At 58.8% G+C, this 17,009-nt stretch carries 19 protein-coding genes; 8 read left to right on the top strand and 11 right to left on the bottom strand.

Translation table 11 applies throughout. The features are described 5' to 3' along the window. Window positions 1–65: 65 nt before the first annotated feature. The 4 genes from NLM31_RS12995 to NLM31_RS12980 form a co-directional block, all read right to left on the bottom strand. Entirely contained in the window at window positions 66–1,526 is a 1,461-nt protein-coding gene (locus NLM31_RS12995) for a relaxase/mobilization nuclease domain-containing protein (protein ID WP_254192466.1), read from the bottom strand. Beyond that, window positions 1,523–1,858, bottom strand: coding sequence for a plasmid mobilization relaxosome protein MobC (mobC, locus tag NLM31_RS12990; protein ID WP_254192465.1), 336 nt, complete (start codon window positions 1,856–1,858; stop codon window positions 1,523–1,525). The genes NLM31_RS12995 and mobC overlap by 4 nt, the downstream gene beginning before the upstream one ends. Window positions 1,859–2,105: 247 nt before the next feature. Further along, on the bottom strand, window positions 2,106–2,447 hold the full coding sequence (locus tag NLM31_RS12985) for a hypothetical protein (protein ID WP_254192464.1): 342 nt from the start codon (window positions 2,445–2,447) through the stop codon (window positions 2,106–2,108). 44 nt (window positions 2,448–2,491) lie between these two features. Next, a complete protein-coding gene (locus tag NLM31_RS12980) occupies window positions 2,492–2,713 on the bottom strand; it encodes a hypothetical protein (RefSeq protein WP_254192463.1) in 222 nt (73 codons plus the stop codon). A gap of 404 nt (window positions 2,714–3,117) precedes the next feature. On the opposite strand from NLM31_RS12980, the gene NLM31_RS12975 reads away from it, so the two are divergent. Further along, window positions 3,118–4,683, top strand: a complete 1,566-nt coding sequence (locus NLM31_RS12975; RefSeq protein WP_254192462.1) for a type IV secretory system conjugative DNA transfer family protein — start codon at window positions 3,118–3,120, stop codon at window positions 4,681–4,683. 83 nt (window positions 4,684–4,766) lie between these two features. Next, window positions 4,767–5,273, top strand: a complete 507-nt coding sequence (locus NLM31_RS12970) for a hypothetical protein (RefSeq protein WP_254192461.1) — start codon at window positions 4,767–4,769, stop codon at window positions 5,271–5,273. Between the two features lie 3 nt (window positions 5,274–5,276). Here the strand turns inward: NLM31_RS12970 and NLM31_RS12965 are convergent, their stop codons facing one another. The 3 genes from NLM31_RS12965 to NLM31_RS12955 form a co-directional block, all read right to left on the bottom strand. Beyond that, window positions 5,277–5,930 carry a hypothetical protein gene (locus tag NLM31_RS12965; RefSeq protein ID WP_254192460.1) on the bottom strand — a complete coding sequence of 218 codons (654 nt, stop codon included), beginning with the start codon at window positions 5,928–5,930 and terminating at the stop codon, window positions 5,277–5,279. A gap of 82 nt (window positions 5,931–6,012) precedes the next feature. Beyond that, the gene (locus NLM31_RS12960) at window positions 6,013–6,543 is read right to left on the bottom strand and encodes a hypothetical protein (protein WP_254192459.1); all 531 of its coding nucleotides are present in this window, start codon (window positions 6,541–6,543) and stop codon (window positions 6,013–6,015) included. 129 nt (window positions 6,544–6,672) lie between these two features. Then, complete coding sequence (locus NLM31_RS12955; protein ID WP_254192458.1) at window positions 6,673–7,851, bottom strand: hypothetical protein; 1,179 nt, start codon at window positions 7,849–7,851, stop codon at window positions 6,673–6,675. Between the two features lie 277 nt (window positions 7,852–8,128). Between NLM31_RS12955 and NLM31_RS12950 the strand changes: the two genes are divergently transcribed. The 3 genes from NLM31_RS12950 (at window position 8,129) to NLM31_RS12940 (ending at window position 10,281) form a co-directional block, all read left to right on the top strand. Further along, complete coding sequence (locus NLM31_RS12950) at window positions 8,129–9,391, top strand: DUF4407 domain-containing protein (protein WP_254192457.1); 1,263 nt, start codon at window positions 8,129–8,131, stop codon at window positions 9,389–9,391. A gap of 27 nt (window positions 9,392–9,418) precedes the next feature. Continuing rightward, window positions 9,419–9,649 (top strand): DNA-binding protein, encoded by a 231-nt coding sequence (locus tag NLM31_RS12945; protein WP_254192456.1) that lies wholly within the window; start codon window positions 9,419–9,421, stop codon window positions 9,647–9,649. Window positions 9,650–9,825: 176 nt separating this feature from the next. Continuing rightward, window positions 9,826–10,281 carry a hypothetical protein gene (locus tag NLM31_RS12940; protein ID WP_254192455.1) on the top strand — a complete coding sequence of 152 codons (456 nt, stop codon included), beginning with the start codon at window positions 9,826–9,828 and terminating at the stop codon, window positions 10,279–10,281. A 41-nt stretch (window positions 10,282–10,322) separates the two neighbouring features. On the opposite strand, the gene NLM31_RS12935 is transcribed toward NLM31_RS12940, so the two are convergent. Both NLM31_RS12935 and NLM31_RS12930 read right to left on the bottom strand, forming a co-directional pair. Next, a complete protein-coding gene (locus tag NLM31_RS12935; protein ID WP_254196175.1) occupies window positions 10,323–10,685 on the bottom strand; it encodes a DUF2958 domain-containing protein in 363 nt (120 codons plus the stop codon). Window positions 10,686–10,954: 269 nt separating this feature from the next. Further along, window positions 10,955–12,856 (bottom strand): ParB/RepB/Spo0J family partition protein, encoded by a 1,902-nt coding sequence (locus NLM31_RS12930; RefSeq protein WP_254192454.1) that lies wholly within the window; start codon window positions 12,854–12,856, stop codon window positions 10,955–10,957. Between the two features lie 380 nt (window positions 12,857–13,236). On the opposite strand from NLM31_RS12930, the gene NLM31_RS12925 reads away from it, so the two are divergent. The 3 genes from NLM31_RS12925 to NLM31_RS12915 all read left to right on the top strand — a co-directional run bounded on the left by NLM31_RS12925 (window position 13,237) and on the right by NLM31_RS12915 (window position 14,749). Then, window positions 13,237–13,527, top strand: a complete 291-nt coding sequence (locus NLM31_RS12925; RefSeq protein ID WP_254192453.1) for a DNA -binding domain-containing protein — start codon at window positions 13,237–13,239, stop codon at window positions 13,525–13,527. 702 nt (window positions 13,528–14,229) lie between these two features. Continuing rightward, window positions 14,230–14,439, top strand: a complete 210-nt coding sequence (locus NLM31_RS12920) for a hypothetical protein (RefSeq protein WP_254192452.1) — start codon at window positions 14,230–14,232, stop codon at window positions 14,437–14,439. Window positions 14,440–14,467: 28 nt separating this feature from the next. After that, the gene (locus NLM31_RS12915; protein ID WP_254192451.1) at window positions 14,468–14,749 is read left to right on the top strand and encodes a hypothetical protein; all 282 of its coding nucleotides are present in this window, start codon (window positions 14,468–14,470) and stop codon (window positions 14,747–14,749) included. A gap of 299 nt (window positions 14,750–15,048) precedes the next feature. On the opposite strand, the gene NLM31_RS12910 is transcribed toward NLM31_RS12915, so the two are convergent. Together NLM31_RS12910 and NLM31_RS43000 are read right to left on the bottom strand one after the other, a co-directional pair. Beyond that, window positions 15,049–15,234: a hypothetical protein gene (locus NLM31_RS12910; protein ID WP_254192450.1), complete on the bottom strand. Its 186-nt coding sequence runs from the start codon at window positions 15,232–15,234 to the stop codon at window positions 15,049–15,051. Between the two features lie 387 nt (window positions 15,235–15,621). Continuing rightward, entirely contained in the window at window positions 15,622–16,965 is a 1,344-nt protein-coding gene (locus tag NLM31_RS43000) for an alpha/beta fold hydrolase (RefSeq protein ID WP_305884446.1), read from the bottom strand. Window positions 16,966–17,009 lie beyond the last annotated feature (44 nt).

The following is a 17,009-nucleotide window of genomic DNA, read 5'->3' as shown; positions in this document are numbered from 1 at the left end:
TACCGGGTTCGTTTTCCTGCGCCGAAGAAGCTGGGGGCCCGGTCGTGGCTGGACCGGCCCCTTGGTCATTCTCGTGTATGAACCTTTTGCCGCTCGCGCCAGGCGGCATCCTCCGTTTCGCGGCCACGCTGCTGTTCTTGCTTGAGAGCATTCTCGGCAGCTTCACGGAACTGGTCCGCCCTCTCCTTCGTAGGCACGGGTTCAGGACGAGCCGAGCCCAAATTGGTCAAAAAGGAGAAGATGCCGTCAGCGACGCCGCCGACAGCCCCCATGGTCCTGCGCTTGGCCACATCGCCGGCATCCTTTTCCCTAGCCTGGCCTTTTCTGGTGTCGGGTCTCCACGGCGCCCGGGAAATCGGCTCAAGGCGGGCATCGATGAGCTTACCAACGAATGGCGTCTCCACAGGATCAATCGGCCGGGAGGTCGTCTCGTGACCGGCCTCACGAAACGTCGACCGCACCGCAGTCCTGTTGTCCCGCTTCGCCGCCAGACCGGCAAAGAAGTCGGAATTATCCATGCCGGATTCGAGCCTTGACCTGAATTCGGCTCGTACCTCCCGCTGTTGAGCATTTAAAGCTTCCCTTTCTACGTCACGCTCTTTGCGCAGCTCCTTAAAACCCGCTTCGCGGCGCGGCTCTAGAGCCGCTTTTTCATCCGCAACAATTTTGGCCTTCACGGCGGCGAGCTGCGCAGGGGCATTTTCAGTCCCTTTCTTCTCGGCCTTATAATATTCAGCCCAGCGCTCCCGAAAATCCGCGTGCACTTCGCGGTAAATTTCGGAGCGCAATTGTTTGAATTTCGATTTCCCTTCGGCAATAAATTGGTCGCGCTCGTCGCGTTGAAATTGTTTGAAGATTTCCCATTCCGTGGCGCGACGATTTTCCGGCCGATATTCTTCAATTTCCGGATTTTGTAGAAACTGCCGCTCGGATTTACGAAATTCCCGCTCGTTCGGCTTAAATTCCATCCAGATATTACGGGGCATAGTCTGCTCGCGTTCCCCGACATTCTTCAGTCGCTCGGTGCAATGCACGCGATTTTGCTCGAGTTCATACTTAAGCGCCCAGGTCTGGCTACGGCGCTTCTCAAAGCCGTCATCGAGCGCCTTCCCGGTCTCGGGGTGGATAGCATTGATAATCATGTGAAGGTGCGCGTAAGGCTTGTCGCTATGTGCCACCATGATCACTTGATGGTCCGACCAGCCCATATGCCGCAAATAATCTTCACCGGTTTTAATCATGTGCTCTCGTGACGGTTTGTCCTCTTCGGCCCAATTGAGACTGATATGCTTGACGGGATTTTCAACCGGTCGCCCACCCGCTCGCACACCGGCTTGCTCCTTGAGCCATTCGGCGCTTTCCGCAGTGATGTACATTTCATTGACGGCGGCCGGCACATAGTCGTTGGCAAGGCCATGCGTCTGGGTCCAGGCGACCCGTTCAGCGGTCTGTGCCTTTGGATCATGTGTGAGATAGGTCGCAAGTCCCTTGAATGACGAGCCACTGTCGGAGATCTTGACGATCATCGGCGCAACTCCTCGGCGATGAGGGCTCGGATGTCCGCGAGCAGGGGCTCCAGGTCGGCAGGCAGCGGATCGCCCGTCGCATGGAGGTGGCGCACCATCTGATTGAGGTTGTTGCCGAGCCGCGAGAGCTGGACAAGGATCTGCCCGGTAAGGCGCGATGAATGTTTGGCCTGGACGAGAGCTTGTCCTTCAGCGAGCAGCACGGCGCGGCCAAAATGCACTGTCCGCATTCCAAGCGCGTCCGCGCGGCTTTTTATGCTCGCGAGTTCGCCACTTGTGAAATACAGCTTGAGTGGCACATTGCGCGGATCAGCGAGGCGAGGTCTGGCCATTTTCACCTTTCTTTGCAGAGCGCATGCGTCCTGGGTTTTTAGGGGCCATAAAGAATTGGCCCCTAAACGAGGTTTCGCGGGACGCGAAACACATCTCGCTACCTGTTGCCCAATTTACGCTTCAGCATTTTCCATTCGTACCGAAAGGATTTGTAATCTGAGACATTCCCGGATTTTCTATTTTTATCCGCGCGAACAAAAAAAGAGCCCGCTTGTCAGGCGAACTCTTTCTTCGATATAGCGTCGATCAAAAGATGGATGCGTTACAGAGCATAATCTCAAAATGAAACTGAGCCTGCTCCATCGAGCTGCTTGTGATGGAAAACAACTCGATCGCGCAACGGGGAAAGGCGCATAGGCTAGCCCTCGAAAGCCACCCCCGATGCCAAATGCGGATGGCATCGAGCACAGAAACATAGAATGTGGGGTGATAGGTCTCGACGCTATCGTACCACAGAGCGCCATAGAGCCGTCCTGTGTTTGGATTAAAGCAGACAGAGTAGCCATCATTCCCGATCCAGATGAAGGACCGGTCGTAATCATCATTTTCGATTAGTGGCTCAAAAAGTCTGCGAAGCGCTGTCGTCATGACAAACTCCTTTGTTGGACGTTGCTGGATCGAAAAAGGGGCGCTCATTGAGCGCCCCCCTTGTCGGCATCGGTTTCGGATTCCGGCTTGTCTTCCTTTGGCTCAAGCAGAACGATGCGGTCGCCGATCGGCAAAGCCGCCAGTTCGATATTGAAGCCGGGCTTCTTGGTGTGGGCGAAGGCCACGCCGATCTTCCGCCAGATAGGCTGTTTGCCTAAGCGTTCCTTGACGCTATAGGCGACGAAAACCGGTTGATTGTTGCTCATGATATTCTCCTTTCTGAAATGAAGCCCCACAACGGGGCTTGATGCGGTTCGTGATTGGCCCTGACGACGCGGCCCTCCCCTTGCCTTTAGGTCAAAAAAGCAAAGCCCTCTTCGCGTCAGCGAAAGGGCTTCTGTCTTTTTTGAGGGATGGGCCAAGCGGCGGAAGGGACAATAGAACCCGCGTCTTTCAAGCCCCGTGGGCTTCTCAGAAAGGAGTTCGTGAGGAACAAGGTGACCGCCCCCGGCAGCGTCAAGGAATGCGAAGCCAACCCCATGATCATGATGAGCGGCGAGGCCTTTGCCCACAACAAGAAGCTTAGCAACTTACAAGACATTCCCAATGCTTCCGAACGACGACCCTCGCGCCACACGGTAGCCGTTGATGGTCAACAACGGAGGTCATCATGTTTGACATGTTTAGAAGCGAGCGGAAGAAATGGCGGACACGGGCGGAGGACATTCAATTTCAATCTCACGTGTCCTTACCGAACCTCGATGGTGCAACGCATGAGCTGTTCGGCAAGGCATTGCCGCGCGGGGTGCTCCTGCCGAGGCTCGAAGCGGACCGCGCGCGCGTGAACTACTGGATGTCGCCGATCGAGCTCATGCGCTATCGCTTTGAGCCGGGCCACATCATTCTCGGCAAGTTCGGCCACCAATATCTGGGTCATCTCGATGACCGTCCGATGGTAACCATCGCCGGCGCCCGCGCCGGCAAAACCTCGACCGTCCTCGAGCCCAATCTCTATCTTTATTCGGGTTCGGCGCTCGTGCTCGACCCCAAGGGCGAACTCGCGCGGTCTGCTCCATTCCGCCGGGCAATGGGGCACGATGTCTATGTGCTCGATCCTTTCGGCCAGTCGGGCGAGCCGACGGCGTGCTATAATCCACTCGACGAACTCGATCCCGACAGTCCCACCATCATCGACGACGTCGCTTCGATCACGAATGCTCTTGTCATTGATGACGGTGACAGCCGTTCTCAGCATTGGCGAGAGTCGGCGCGGAAACTGCTGACCGGCATCATCCTGCTGACGCTTTCACTGGAGGAGAGAGAGCGCAATCTGGTGACAGTGCGCGAGCTTTTGTGCCTGACATACAAGCCGCTTGCACTGGCCGCCAAGGCCGCGGCGGCGAAAGCGCTGGCTGAGGCGTCTCCTGAGGAGAAGCACAACTATTTCGATGCGAACAAGCTGGCCCTCAAGACGCTGCTCCATCGCATGGAGGCGCTTGGCGATCGGTTCGGTGGAATCGCGGCCGCCGAAGGAACGCGCCTCCTCAACACGCCGCAGACGGAACGGGGCAGCATCTTCAGTACGGCTGCCACGCAGACGGACTTCCTGGACAGCCTGATGCTTCGCCGGACACTCAAGCGATCGGACTTCAGGCTGGCCACTCTCCGGGGTGACAGGCCAGCAACCATTTTTCTGTGTCTGCCCGTGGGTCGCATGGAGCAGCACTCGCGCTGGCTGCGGCTGGTAGTGCAGCTTGCCTGCGTCGAACTAGAGGCTCTTGGCGCGTATCCACGTGATCGCCCGCCGATACTGTTCATGATGGAGGAATTCGCGACGTTGGGGCACATGGAGATCATGGAACGGGCGGCCGCGTATTTCCCAGGTTTTGGCGTCAAATTGTGGGTCGTATTGCAGGACGTCACGCAGCTCAAGCGGCACTACAAGAATGGCTGGGAGACATTTCTTGGAAATGCCGGCCTCGTGCAGCTCTTCGCCAATGGCGACGAGGAGACGTTGCGGTATGCGGCAGGCCGGATGGAGAAGCTGATCGCGCCCTTCGAGTTGCGTACCGCGTTTTCGCGGCAGCGGCACAGTCAGCTCTTGCTGATGGAAGGCATGCCGCCGGCTGCTGCGGTGCGACTGGAACATTCGGATGTCGCCCGGATACGGGACTGCGCGAACCTCGCGCTGCTCCAAGACCCGGTCGGTCCTCTGGCGCTCCGGGAACGTATGTAGGACCCGGAAGTTTTCTCCAGTCGCGTCAGTTGCTTATGCGTACCGGGCGGAACCGAATGGTCCGCCCGGTCTGGAGATAGATCATGGAACGCGTTGCGTTTTACGGAGGCGCCGCTCTGGTGCTGCTTGGCCTGCTGTTTCTGGTGTTTAGCCGTCGGGAGTCCAAGGGAGAACACCGGTTTGAATTCGCGGGTCTGAAGTTGCGATCACGGACGCCCGCATTTGTGGTGATGGCATTCGGCCTCGCACTTATGTGGATCAGCCCTCAATTCCCGGTTCCGATGTCCTACGCCCGCGAGCCGCAGGTGGTTACAAAGGACGGCGGCATGGTGGACTATGGATGCGGGTCCCACGCCGTTTCGACGGTCGAGTACACGGCGCCCGCAGGCTACAGGATTGTGAGCGCGCAGCCCGACACCAAGGATGTCGTCAGCACCAAGGCCGCCACACCGAAGATCACGTCGAAGGATGAGCGGCACGTGACGGCACAGGCCGATTTCGATGGCAAGGATAAGGACACGTTCGGCCTCAACTGCCCGGGCGGCGGCCATGGACGCGTTAGTCTGCGCGTCGAGATTCAGCCCGAGTAGTAGCTACAGCGGCAATCCGAATCCGGCAGCCCGGCGGCCCCAGAGCTGTTCGAAAGCGAGCGTGAGATCGGCCTCGAGCACCTGAGGTGTGCGGTCGGACTCGTCGAGCGGATTAACGGTCATGTACTCGATGAATCGGGTTCCGCAGATACCGCCGATAAACTGATGTCCTTCATCGTCGGGGTCGTGTTGAAGGGTGGGCCAGTTCTCATCACCGATGTCATCGGCCAGGAAGATGTCGGTGCCGTCGATGATCATGCAGTCGGGACGTACCTCGACCGCGTGACCCTTCCTGATCTTCAATTTGAGAACGATCCAGTTCGCCAGTGCGAGCGCGCCGATGCTCGCGACTTGCGCCCAGGAGAATGTTTCAAGGTCGAGGATCGGCGGAAGAGATACGCAGGAAAGCGCCACGCATGCCGCAACGCGCAAGCTTCTGCACAGGATGCTGCGGTTGAGATCCTTATAGGTGATGAGAATACCACCATCGGGCGTCAGCGAACGGGAATAGCCGTTAAACGGACTGCGCCTTGCTGGCGCCATCGTGACCGCTGCACCGACGGGCCGCGCGTTTAGCCGATCAAAGCTCGCAACATCGTCCGCAAGCTGCGGATCGAATTCCATGCGAGGCCGCGCATAGACGAATTTGGTGCTCATTCGCGTAGACTAGCTCTGCCGAAAAACGGCACAAGAGCGAGTACCAACCTTTACAAAGCTCGATCAAGCTTTCCCAGATTCCCTACGGCAGGAGATCGTATGTCGACCGGTCCGCGCGGCGCTTGAAGAGCTTCGAGAGGTCAGCTTCGCTCGGGCAAGGGCCGATGAATTTTCTTTTAGAGGTAAACTGGCAGACCGTCGTCTGCCCGGTATGCCAGTCGCGATGGATCAGCTTTGGCCCCTGTGCCGGATCGCGATAATTATAGCCGTGAACGAAATACGCATCAGTCAGTGCAAACGGTCCAGCGTCGTGATCCTTGTTGAGGGACCAGACGGCCGGGCCACCCGTGGAATGCAGGTAGCCGTGTCGGAACCACCCCTTCTTGCATGGCATGATGTCACCTTCATTCCATTCGATGATAGCCGGTCCATGATCGGGGCTGTGCAGTCTACCCTCCCAATAATAGGCTTTCAGAATGCCAGTACCCTTCGGCGTGCGGCGAACGAGAGCTGGGCCGACATTGGGATCGCGGTGAAGCACGCCGCCCTTGAGGTACTGCTCGAAAGTGAATTCGCCCGTTTGGCTGTCCTGGATTTTGTGCACTTCGATCATGAATGCCCCCCTGGAATTGTTCTGACGGGCATCATACCAGAGCGGACTATGCGGCTCCAAAAGTTTCATCCTATCCCATTGATCCGATTTGCAATTTTAGGCGACTATCTTGCGCCGGGAAGCTGACATCTAGGGCAAAGGTAGCTTGGACATGATCGTCTCGCGCACATCATCGTACGCCAGGAGGCGGACAAAGAAATCGATGTCGTTGGTCGTATTGCGAGGCCGTTCAAGCGCTTTCTGCTGAAAGGCAAAGACGTGAGCATAGGCCTCGTTCTGATCCTTGCTCGGAATATCGGTATTCGCGCCGTGGAGCGTGCGTAACGTGCCGTTCCAAATCAGGGACTGGATGAGAACCGAAACCGGCACGCCCTCGAGGTCGGCAGGCCGCGGCACCTCGATCTCCTTTTCGAGCTGCTCCGGCGTGAGCACCTTGTTTGAGATGAATTGCAGGATGGTTTCCTCGTCCATGGGCGCTTTTACGCGCCGCACGCTCTTATGCTGGCTGGCCGGTATCAGAAGTATGCGCGAGGCAATCGGTTTCTGATTGCGGTCCAAGGAATTGAGCAGCCCAACCAGCCATCCGAAGCGACGGAACTTGCTGAGCACAAAGAAACGCAGGCCGAGACCCGTACCGGGGGCACCGGCGTCATGGGCATGCCCCACAAGGTAGGTAAGCGCATCCACATTCATCCCACAGCCCTGTACCCGCCAGTGATCCGGGGACTGGAAGTAGTTGTTGTCAAAGGACAGCAATCCGGTACCGGCCGAGGGATTGATCTTGATGTGGAAGCGTACGATGCGGCCGCGATTGGAGCTACGACGGTAGCCAAAATACTCGCCGGCCAGCGCATCATTCACACTGTAATGCTGGTTGGCATCCATGCCGAGAAGGAGCGAGAGCGCTGCCTTCACGGTGTCCGGATTGCGATTGCTGGCGGGTGACTTCAGATACTGAAGGATCTGCTGGAGATAGGCTGGCCAGGTACTTTCACCGATCTCGAATTCCGAGGGCAGAAGGTTGAGATATTTGAGAGTCTCTTCAATGCGAACATAGTACAGCGAAGTGAGCTTCTTTTTGACGTTCTTGTAGCTTCCGCGAAAGATGATCTGATCCCAGCAATCGAAAGATGCGGGATTGAGCCTTTCGGGGATCACGGTATCGTCACGCCGTATCCATCTTCTGAACAGCTTCTGAAGCTGCGCATCCTTGATGCCCGGTGCCTTTTGCAGATGGCTGATGATGGCTCTCACCAGCTCCTCGGCGCTCGGGGTTTCCGCCACCCGCTCCTTTACGTCACTACGCATTGAAATATTGCCCAATTGGAAGTTGAAACGAATCGAAGCTACCCGGCGCTTGTTTGTGCACGAATAGCCGCGCCAAACGATCCACGGGATTTATTGGGCACTTCGCACCGCAATACCTTGGGTTCGCGTTAGGGCAGACGGTCCCCGACTAGGGGGAAGATTACCCCCTTCAGGGGGTAACCGCAGGTAAAAGCCGGCAAATTCTGCTGCGGCCTCCCGTACCGTTACTCCCGAAGAATGCAGTCTTTGTCGGGCTCCTACAACGGAGACCGACGCCATGCACCCCAATCCGATCTTTTACGATCCAGAACCCGACGAGACGGCCGGGCGGATGTTCGCTCAGCCGGCGAGGCTCGGCTTGATCTCGCGCGTGCTTGTCACTGCGGGCGGAGGCACTCCCTCCGAACTCGCCCGGCATGCCTCGTCGAACGAAATCGGCACCTTCATGTCGCGCGGCCTCATGAGCATCGGCAGCATGATTGGCATGGGCGCCGGATTGAGCGTGGTTACCAACACGCTCTTCAATCCGGGTGGCCAATGGAGCTGGTCGCTGACGGCAATCGGCGCATCTGCCGCGCTGTTCGTCGGCGTCACCGATGTCTACTGCTTCTACCGCGCTCCGCTGTACCGGCAGGGCATCAAGGAATTGAAGAAGGCCGGACTCCGCACGACGGCTCTTTCGGGACACGCCTCAACCATGGTCACGCTCTTCCGCGTCGGCCAGGCGGTGGCGACGAGTGCGACCGTGGCTCTGTTCGTCAGCATGATGGGCTACGCGGGCGATATCACCGCGAAGATTGAGAGCGACTACCTGTCGGAGAACAAGCCGATCGTGGCTCGGGTGACGCCGGTCTATGAGGCGGCGGTCATGCGGGCAACGCGCGCGGTCAATGACCAGGCGGCCCTCACGCGCGCGCAGGATGTCCAGATTGGGTCGCTCCAGCAGAACGTCATCCGCGCGGCTGTGCGTGGGAGCCGGAACGCAAAAGCTGCGTCCACTGCGGCCACCGACAACGGGGCTGCTCAGCTCGCCACATTGGAGGCCAAGCGGACGGCCGAATATGCGCGGCTGGACAGCCTCAAGGCAGACCTCGATCGCCTGAATCGGGACCACAACAAGCTCATCCAGCAGGCGGTGGATACGTCCTCAGATCGCAAGCCAAAGCGCGACGGATTTCTAGGCAGGCTCACTGCCTTCACAGAAATCCTGCATGAGAGCTGGTTGCGGGTGGCAGTCGTGGCCGCGCTCGAAGCCATAGCTTTCGGTATCGAGATCGCGCCCATCCTGGCTCACTGGATCTACGTGCCGTCGAGCACGGCGGCGGCGATGGCGCTCGATCACCTGCGGCGCACGACGGCGCTCGCGCGGCAGGCGGCGACACTGTTCGAGCCGGACGAGCCGCCGCCGGAGAGCCCGACGGGCGGCAATCCGAAGCCCGAGCCGGGCGACCCCGAACCGCCTGCACCCGAACCACGCAGGAAGCGCGGCCGGCCACGGAAGGTCCCGCTCAATGGCCACCAGCCTCCACCCCTTGCCTGATCCACCTCCAGCTACGGATGCATCATCATGTCTGCCATGCACAACAGCCAACTGCCCGAGGACATTCTGGAGGGCGCCCGCGCAATCGCCATTTTCCTGTTTGGCGACGCCAAGTATCAGCGCAAGGTCTTCTACCTCGCCTCGAAGAAGCGTCTGCCGGTCTTTGGTTTTGGGACAGCGACGATTTACGCACGCAAATCCACGCTCCTGAAATTCATCGAGGATCAGGAGGGCCGTGCCCTTCCGAAGGGCCAGTAATCGACAATGCCACGACGCTCCCAAGGGAGGCTCAACCCGAGCCTCCCTTCGCCGTTTCAAGAGCGGCCTCTCGACCGCTACTAACCATTACCGAATACTGCCGAAGCCTTCGACATCCGACAGCGTCCAACACGGTTAGCCTCAAAAGCACTTTCACATCTCTTGAGGAGGCTCACATGCTACACATTCATCAGCGACCGACATTCATTGAAAACATCAAAGGCCGCTACTACCGGACTGTGCGGATCATGCTCCGCGTCGCTCGTGTCCTGAACAGCATCTGTCATCTCATCATGGCAGCTCTTTTCTTCGGCCTTGCGTTCTACCTCGCGGTCGTTCCGGCCCGGCAGGCGCCATTCTGGGATGTCGTTGCTTTCCTGGCCGTTTGGTGGGGTATCGCCATCGGTTGCGAGGGACTCGATCAACTTCAACAGCAGGAAGATGACGAGGGGGCCGAGGATGAATTGTTCCTCCTCGACACGTCGCCCACTGTGTTTGCGGAACTCGCGAGGCCCGTCGCCACTCAGAACCACTTCAATCGCGAGCTGCCAACGTTCGATGAATTGCTCGACGACATTTTGCGAGCAGGGCCACGCGGCCCGGCGCAACCCGCCAAGAGCCACTTGGGCTGAACGGGCAGAAAGGAGGCGCTCGGTGAGCGCCTCCTCCTATTTCACACATCCTCGACGATGCAGTCCGCTTTGTTGGCAGCTTCGATATAGCGAGAGATTGGACCACGCGCCTTGAAATGCAGGTCGCGCTCAATACCAAGTCCGAACCGGCCACAATACGCAGCAAGCTCGGTCAGGCTGACCGTCCCGAATTCCGGAAAGCCCATGCCGAGATCGCAAAGGCCCCAAGCTACTGTCTCGTCGGACGGATCAATCTCGGTGAGAAGCCATGTCCCGGCCCCGCAGGGATTGAACAGCTTCACGACCGGCTCGAAGTCGATTTCGTCGGGCGTGCCTTTGACCTCGGTCTGACGGCGGCCATTCTCGATTAACGTTTGACGCTGGGATTCAGTGAGGAGTTTCATCATATGTCCTTTCGGCTACGGATCGCCAAGATTGGCGATCGCGCTGCCGTCGGGACCGGCAAGGCGGAGTGAGCGAGCGGTCAAAAGCGCAATGGGAGGCAGGCCGTAGGCGGGCACCGTTCGCTCTTGACGGCGAGCGCCGCCTTGCAAAGCTGACGGCATGATGAGAGATCGCCAGTCGCGGCGATCCGCCCGTGGGCCACGATGTGCTCCGGGCATCGCAGGAACGCATGTCAGGAGAGCCGCGCGAACGCGGCTCTCCACTACACTCATGCTGCAATCTGTTCGCGCACTTCGGTGGACCTGAGCAGGGGTGGCAGCCAGCCCGTCCCGGCGAGCAACTGCTCGGCGCGTTGAGCCATGGCCTGCTTCTTGAGGCTCACGATCTGGCGTGCAGCGTCATCGCCCGCAGCTTCGCGAACGGCCTCGGCAATGCGGTCCTTGCCCACCCGGCCTAGATAGCCGCCAATGGTCGGTTGCCAGTAACGGGTCATGTCATGCGGCATGGCCTTGGCCAATTCAGCCGCATGGTCGAGCGCATCGGCTTGTGACTGATCGCCCGGGCGCTGGACCGCGTTAAGGGACAGGGATGCACAATGGGCGAGCAGGGACATCAGTTCATCCATGCTGAGCGAGGAGACGAATGACCAGAGCGCCCTTCCCTCGTTGGGCATGCGCGCTGCCCAAGCTTCGTGCCGGGCAGCAATCGCCTGACAGGCTGCTGTCTCCTCGATGCCGGACGCGGCGCTTGAAAGGGATGTGGCGTTGAGCGCGAGGGCAAGGCAAGAGAGATTATCGAAGCGATAGAAGGCCTTTGCCGCCAGCGCATGGGCAACAGCGATCAGTGCCAGCTCGGGAGCTTGCGCAAGATCGTTGCGCAGCGCCGCCGTCCGGTGTGCGGTCAGTTCGGCAACCAAGGCAGCGGATAGCCCATCGGTTTTGGTGGCCGGTCTGAATGGAGTCTCGGCCTGCTTGGAATTCTCCGCCTCGCCTTCCTGCTGCGGCTGGTCCTCGCGACGCAGATAGCCGCGTTCGATCCGGGCTTCACCGACATGGCCGAGGGCGATAAACACGCCTGCCCGCGCGATATCCTCTGGCCGAAACATCTCCTCGGTGAGCGCGGCGATTTCCTGTTCGAGGCGCTCGATCTCGTTGAGCGTTTCACCGGGCGGATCATCCTGCTCGGCCTCATAGCTTACGGCGTCAAGCCGCTCTTGCAGGGCTTGCAGCTTCTGTTGCTCCACCTCAGTAAGTTCCCTCTCAACCGTCTCGATTGTGCCCATGGAGCAGGTGCGCCGGTAGTCGAACTCGGGATCGACCTCGACCCATTTCCAGCCCTCACCCATGACGGTCTCAGCCACAGACTGGAGCTTCTCGCGCACGAGGCGGTTGAGCAGGGCGGCGTCAGCGAGGTAGCCGCCTTCCTCATCGAACAGGTCGCGTATGATGCTGCCTCCCGCCTTTTCGTAGACATCGAGACCGACAAACACAGCCCGGCGGTCGCCGATGGAAACCTGACCTTCGGTCAGGGCATGCAGGATGGCGCGGCGGCTCTTGTCCCAACCGAGGGTTTCCCAGACTTCCTCCTGCCGCGCGTGGTTATCGGTGACGGTGAAGGCGGTCAACTGATCAAGGTTCATCTCGCCCGCGCGGTAGAGATTGAGCAGGGAGGGGCAGACGGCGCCGAGCGAGAGGCGCTGTTTGACGACAGCAGGGGTGACGCCATAGCGGCCCGCGATATCCTCGATGGTCATGCCTTCCTTGGTGTGAAGCTCGGCGAAGGCTTCAAATTCATCGGCGGGATGCATGTTGGAGCGGATGGCGTTTTCGGCGAGGCTGATCTCAGCGGCATTGTGCTCGACGTCACAGATGCAGGAGATCGGCTCATCCTTTTTAATCTCCTTTCGCTTCACGCGAAGCAATTGCGCGAGGCGGCGTCCCTCGCCTGCATTGACGAGGTAATAGCCGGTCGGCTTGTCCTTGGCCCCGAGTTCGGGCTCGACGACAGGAAATTGCAGGAGGCCAAGGGAGGCGATGCTGGCGGCCAGCGCTTCGATCTCGGCGGACGTGTGCGGCACCTTGCGTACATTGTTCGGCGACTTCTTGAGTTTGCCGAGCGGCACCATCACGATATTGCGGGCTGCGGCGGAGGTCTTGGTTCTGTTGCTCATTGTTCTTTTCCTTAAGGCTGGGGTTGTGCGCGGCAAAAAGCCGCCATAACCCCTGCCTCGCGGCGAGTAGCGAGGTGTGCAAGGCGCAAGGGCCAAGGATCTTGCGCAGCAAGATTTTTGGGGGCACCGCGCGCAGCGTGGGGGAGCCAAAACCGCAGGCCTGCCCTTGCGCCGCGCTGAGGGGCCGCGCCCCTAAGCTGCTGCCGCGGCAGCGGCGATAGAAGCTTTAGAGAACGAAAGGCACAGAAATATTCGAAAGCCTCTGGGAGAGTGGTGCTCCGGCTGCACCACGTGGTGCATAAATCGGGACTATGCGAGATGGCATTCGGCAGAGACATTTTCGTTCCGAGAGTCCATCAAAGCTCGGTTCAGGTCCAGGCATGCAAAAGATCATCCCGCTGGGTGCCGATGTGGCGGAAATAGCACCGTCTAATCCGGCGGCGCTGACACCGTATGACCATAGTCACATCACCACCTATCTGCGCATGCTCCATGCGAATGCGGAAGGCGCCGATTGGCGCAAGGTGGCGCAAATCATCCTGCATATCGATGCCGAGCGCGAACCGGCTCGTGCCAAGCAAGCTTACGAAAGCCACCTCGCCCGCGCCAAATGGATGACGGAGTATGGGTACAAGCTGGTGCTAAGTCAGGGCTGGCCGAGCTTGAGCTAGGCTACGACAGGCCTGGACCGACGTGCGCGAACGCGCATCGTCCCGCTGCAATGGCACCCGGGCCGCGTGAGCATAGCGACGTCCTCGCGACAGCGGGGACGGCTCGCGGGACGAGTGCAGCGACGAGACCGGTTAAAAGGCGCACCCGGGAACGCGGCAGTGATAGCGTTCGCCGCAGGCGAGCCGCTTTTCCGAGTGCCCCCGGCGAGGAGCACATCAGCTCTTGCGCGATGGGATCGTGACCCGAATGGGCCGAGACAGCATGGCTCGGTAAGCGTACTCGTAGAGCCCGGTCCGCAAGGCGGACGGCCGTCCGACATCGAGGGGTGCTCGATGCCGGTTCGGAGCGATCGTGGCTGCTCCGGGTTGTGGGCCCGTGCGCAGGCAGCTGCGTCCCATCACGGGCCTCAGCGCGGCGCCGCAATCTAAGCCGTTAAAAAGTAAAGCGATTTCATCAGCCTGCGCGAAAGCGGTATTACGATCAGTGTCGAACGAGACGCGCAATTGCGGGCGGCCAATCGTTATGGGGTAGCTGTCACGTTTGTCGCGGTATCTGCATGATGCCGCGATTTCGGCGAGCGAGGGTTGGCTAGGGTCGATCGAAATTCGATCGGGTAGCCGTTAGCGCTGATACTACTGGAGCTTGCACAAGGTAAACGAAAACAGTAGCTTTTTGCCTTTCACGCTGCATGAGGGTTGTTGATGCCGCTTACCCCGCAACAGATCCGTACCTATATGGATCTTCTCGAAAGCTACAAAAACTCGAATAGATTTGATGAGCACATGTCGCGTGACATGGGCCTTCTTGTCCCTCGGTCGAACACCATCGTGATTGATGCGATGAAGGCTAATGCCAAAACCGACGGCAATCTGAAGATTGCAAAGCGGCTGATCAGCGAAGGCCCCTTTTAGAAAACAATAGAGAATAGAGATTGTCTCAATGAATCAGATGAAGCCGGAATTTCCCAAGAAATCAAACTCCAAACGTCGAAAAATATTCAACAACCGTGCCCGCGGTAGGGTTCGGACGCTTGCCAAGGCGTTTTACGATGAAACCGGCATTGCTGTTAGCAATGCAAAACTGGATGCTGTGACCGCGGCTATTCTCGACGACTATGCGGCAATTGCGAAGAAACCCGGATTCAGCACCGAGATATTGCACCCGGAGATCAAGACGCCCGATCAGCTGCTTGACATGCTGGTTCGCGGCATCTCCAGCTGACCTTGCTGGCTGAGTAGAGCGCCTCGGCGGCACTCGGAGCGCCTCGCGGTGAACTCAATGTGCTGGTGGCTATTTGAAGGTAGGCTCTGAGCGGTCGCGGCAAGTTCGCTAGAGCCTGAGATGCGGTATCGAAATTTCAGCGAGATCCCACACACTCGGCTGCCCGCATCATGGCTTTCGGCGAAACGTTGGCGCCGTGGCTGAGGGGTCTTGTCAGATCCGGGAATAACAGGGAAGGAAATTGCCGAACTCTCGCGAAGCGCTCCTGTCTTCGCGGTGTCCTTGGTGTGCTACGCCACTCAAGGCTTTGGCGTCTTCGCGGTAGGAGGGCTTGTCGCCGCGGCTCGGATCGAGTCTGTTAGCATCGACGCGAATTCTGCGGTGAGAGCATCGGTTGCTTCGACGCCGTTCTCGCGAAACATTTTCTCCAAGTCGGCTTTGATCGCCGCTTGCGTATCTATCGGTTTAGCAGGTTCGCTCGCCATCACCCTCTCCAGCCTATAAAAAGTACGTAGTTGCATAGTAGCTATGCAATTATCGCATATCAAGAGCTGCCGATTCGATTGGTTAACGTCTCCTTTAGCGGAAGAATCATTAAATCGACGTTACTGAAACCTAACACTACTACAATAGGTAGTATGTGACGCACGCCACTTATCCGAAATATTGAGGCAAGAATTCACAAGATTATTGCATTGCAGAAGGGTGGCCCGCTACAGCGAAATGCAACTGGTCGCCCGGTTGGGTTTTCGGGCGCTCGTGGCTCGCAATCCTACGTAACTCTCGAGTTTTGGACTCAACCTCCTCTGGCGGCGGCCGTTCCAAACCGGTTTGGCCGGCCACCATCATGATCATGGATGCACCGCAGCCGATTAGCCTTGATCCATTGCACATACGAGAGCTTCGACCGGACTGTAGCCGCCGCCAGAGATGGAAATCCGATAAAGCCCCGGCCTTGGTGCGGTGAACTCAGCCCCCACCAACCCGCCACGCAATTTCGAGGGCACCAGCTTTTGCGGTTGGTTCTGTTCAATATCGGTTATGGCGCAAAGCAGCCCTGGCCTGCCGTCCAGCAACTCGACTAAGAAGGGCTGATCCACGCCAACAACTTCGGGCACGCGGATTCCAACAGCCGTATCGGCCAGAAACGCTTCGAAAGGGCGCTCTGTGAGCTTGGCCGCGACATATTCGATCGCCTCGTTGGTCTTGGACAAGGCGCCGTGAGTCTGTGGCAAATAGGCTGGATCCACGCCAGGCGGCGCCGCGGCCGACCGAAAAACGGTGCCGTCCCCGCGATGGTCGGTGTCGTCCACGGACTCAAAAAATTCCGGCACTCCGTCCTTGATGCGGACGGACTGCAATGTCGGCTGGGTAACGCCGACGAGGGCCCGGACGGTCGGAGTGCGCTCCGTCGGCTTGTCAAAGGCCGAGGCCAGTTTCGCCATGGTGGATGCCGCAGTCGTTGCCAGTTCGCGGCTGGCGCCAAGACCTTCGACATCGGCAGGTGTGAGGGCGCGCCGATCTTTGCCATCGATCACGCAATGCCAGCGGGCGAGCAGCTCGTAGAGGCCGGGCAGAGTTTGTGCAGCAGTCCGCAAGGAATTCGCGAACGCGCCAAACGGGAAGGCCTTGCCGGTGGCCAGGACGCCGACCGCGTTCAATGAGCCGCCGAATGGCGTGCCCAATGTGATGACGTTACGGACTTTCTCGCCCCCCTCGCCGAAGGCAGCGAAATAGCTTGCTACGAGCCCTCCCATCGAGTGGCCCACGAGTGTGAGGCCGGGATCGGGAAGGCCCTTCTTGAGCTCGTCAGGCAGGACCTTCCATCGGGCTTGCCAATGGTTGAGATGCGCACGGGCAACGGGTGCTAACATCTCGGCGGCGTCGGCTACAGACTTGCGCCAGTCATAGGCAAAGGGCCTGACGGCCTCGGGAGCCACGACAACGCTCTTCAGACGGGTTTCCAGCGCGCGGTAGGGCTCCATCGAGGAGAGCAAGGGGATCGCTGCGGGAAACTGGATCGGCTGGCTTGCCCGAATGCCATCATTGGCGCGAAGCGCCAGTCGGTCCAACACGTCGCCAAACACTGTCTGCCGAAAAATGAGACTGGGTTTAAGTCCCCAGACAACGCGATCTTGCGCATCGACGAGTTCACTGCCCATGATGCCGGGCAAATAAATGATTGCGTCAGACGTAACTGGACCTGGCTGTCCCATACCTGCCTCCAATACATTTTTTCAAAATAGTGTATGTTCTTATA

Source organism: Bradyrhizobium sp. CCGUVB4N, from assembly GCF_024199945.1.
GTDB lineage: Bacteria > Pseudomonadota > Alphaproteobacteria > Rhizobiales > Xanthobacteraceae > Bradyrhizobium.
The sequence above is the reverse complement of the archived record's forward strand: the minus strand, read 5'-3'. Positions and strand labels throughout refer to the sequence as shown.

Bases quoted from the DNA above. Each gene is read 5' to 3' on its own strand.
- NLM31_RS12920 (WP_254192452.1), top strand. From the start codon at position 14,230: ATGCCGCTTACCCCGCAACAGATCCGTACCTATATGGATCTTCTCGAA.
- NLM31_RS12985 (WP_254192464.1), bottom strand. From the start codon at position 2,447: ATGACGACAGCGCTTCGCAGACTTTTTGAGCCACTAATCGAAAATGAT.
- NLM31_RS12955 (WP_254192458.1), bottom strand. From the start codon at position 7,851: ATGCGTAGTGACGTAAAGGAGCGGGTGGCGGAAACCCCGAGCGCCGAG.
- mobC (WP_254192465.1), bottom strand. From the start codon at position 1,858: ATGGCCAGACCTCGCCTCGCTGATCCGCGCAATGTGCCACTCAAGCTG.
- NLM31_RS43000 (WP_305884446.1), bottom strand. From the start codon at position 16,965: ATGGGACAGCCAGGTCCAGTTACGTCTGACGCAATCATTTATTTGCCC.
- NLM31_RS12935 (WP_254196175.1), bottom strand. From the start codon at position 10,685: ATGAAACTCCTCACTGAATCCCAGCGTCAAACGTTAATCGAGAATGGC.
- NLM31_RS12995 (WP_254192466.1), bottom strand. From the start codon at position 1,526: ATGATCGTCAAGATCTCCGACAGTGGCTCGTCATTCAAGGGACTTGCG.
- NLM31_RS12965 (WP_254192460.1), bottom strand. From the start codon at position 5,930: ATGAGCACCAAATTCGTCTATGCGCGGCCTCGCATGGAATTCGATCCG.
- NLM31_RS12915 (WP_254192451.1), top strand. From the start codon at position 14,468: ATGAATCAGATGAAGCCGGAATTTCCCAAGAAATCAAACTCCAAACGT.
- NLM31_RS12925 (WP_254192453.1), top strand. From the start codon at position 13,237: ATGCAAAAGATCATCCCGCTGGGTGCCGATGTGGCGGAAATAGCACCG.
- NLM31_RS12940 (WP_254192455.1), top strand. From the start codon at position 9,826: ATGCTACACATTCATCAGCGACCGACATTCATTGAAAACATCAAAGGC.
- NLM31_RS12930 (WP_254192454.1), bottom strand. From the start codon at position 12,856: ATGAGCAACAGAACCAAGACCTCCGCCGCAGCCCGCAATATCGTGATG.
- NLM31_RS12945 (WP_254192456.1), top strand. From the start codon at position 9,419: ATGTCTGCCATGCACAACAGCCAACTGCCCGAGGACATTCTGGAGGGC.
- NLM31_RS12975 (WP_254192462.1), top strand. From the start codon at position 3,118: ATGTTTGACATGTTTAGAAGCGAGCGGAAGAAATGGCGGACACGGGCG.
- NLM31_RS12960 (WP_254192459.1), bottom strand. From the start codon at position 6,543: ATGATCGAAGTGCACAAAATCCAGGACAGCCAAACGGGCGAATTCACT.
- NLM31_RS12980 (WP_254192463.1), bottom strand. From the start codon at position 2,713: ATGAGCAACAATCAACCGGTTTTCGTCGCCTATAGCGTCAAGGAACGC.
- NLM31_RS12950 (WP_254192457.1), top strand. From the start codon at position 8,129: ATGCACCCCAATCCGATCTTTTACGATCCAGAACCCGACGAGACGGCC.
- NLM31_RS12910 (WP_254192450.1), bottom strand. From the start codon at position 15,234: ATGGCGAGCGAACCTGCTAAACCGATAGATACGCAAGCGGCGATCAAA.
- NLM31_RS12970 (WP_254192461.1), top strand. From the start codon at position 4,767: ATGGAACGCGTTGCGTTTTACGGAGGCGCCGCTCTGGTGCTGCTTGGC.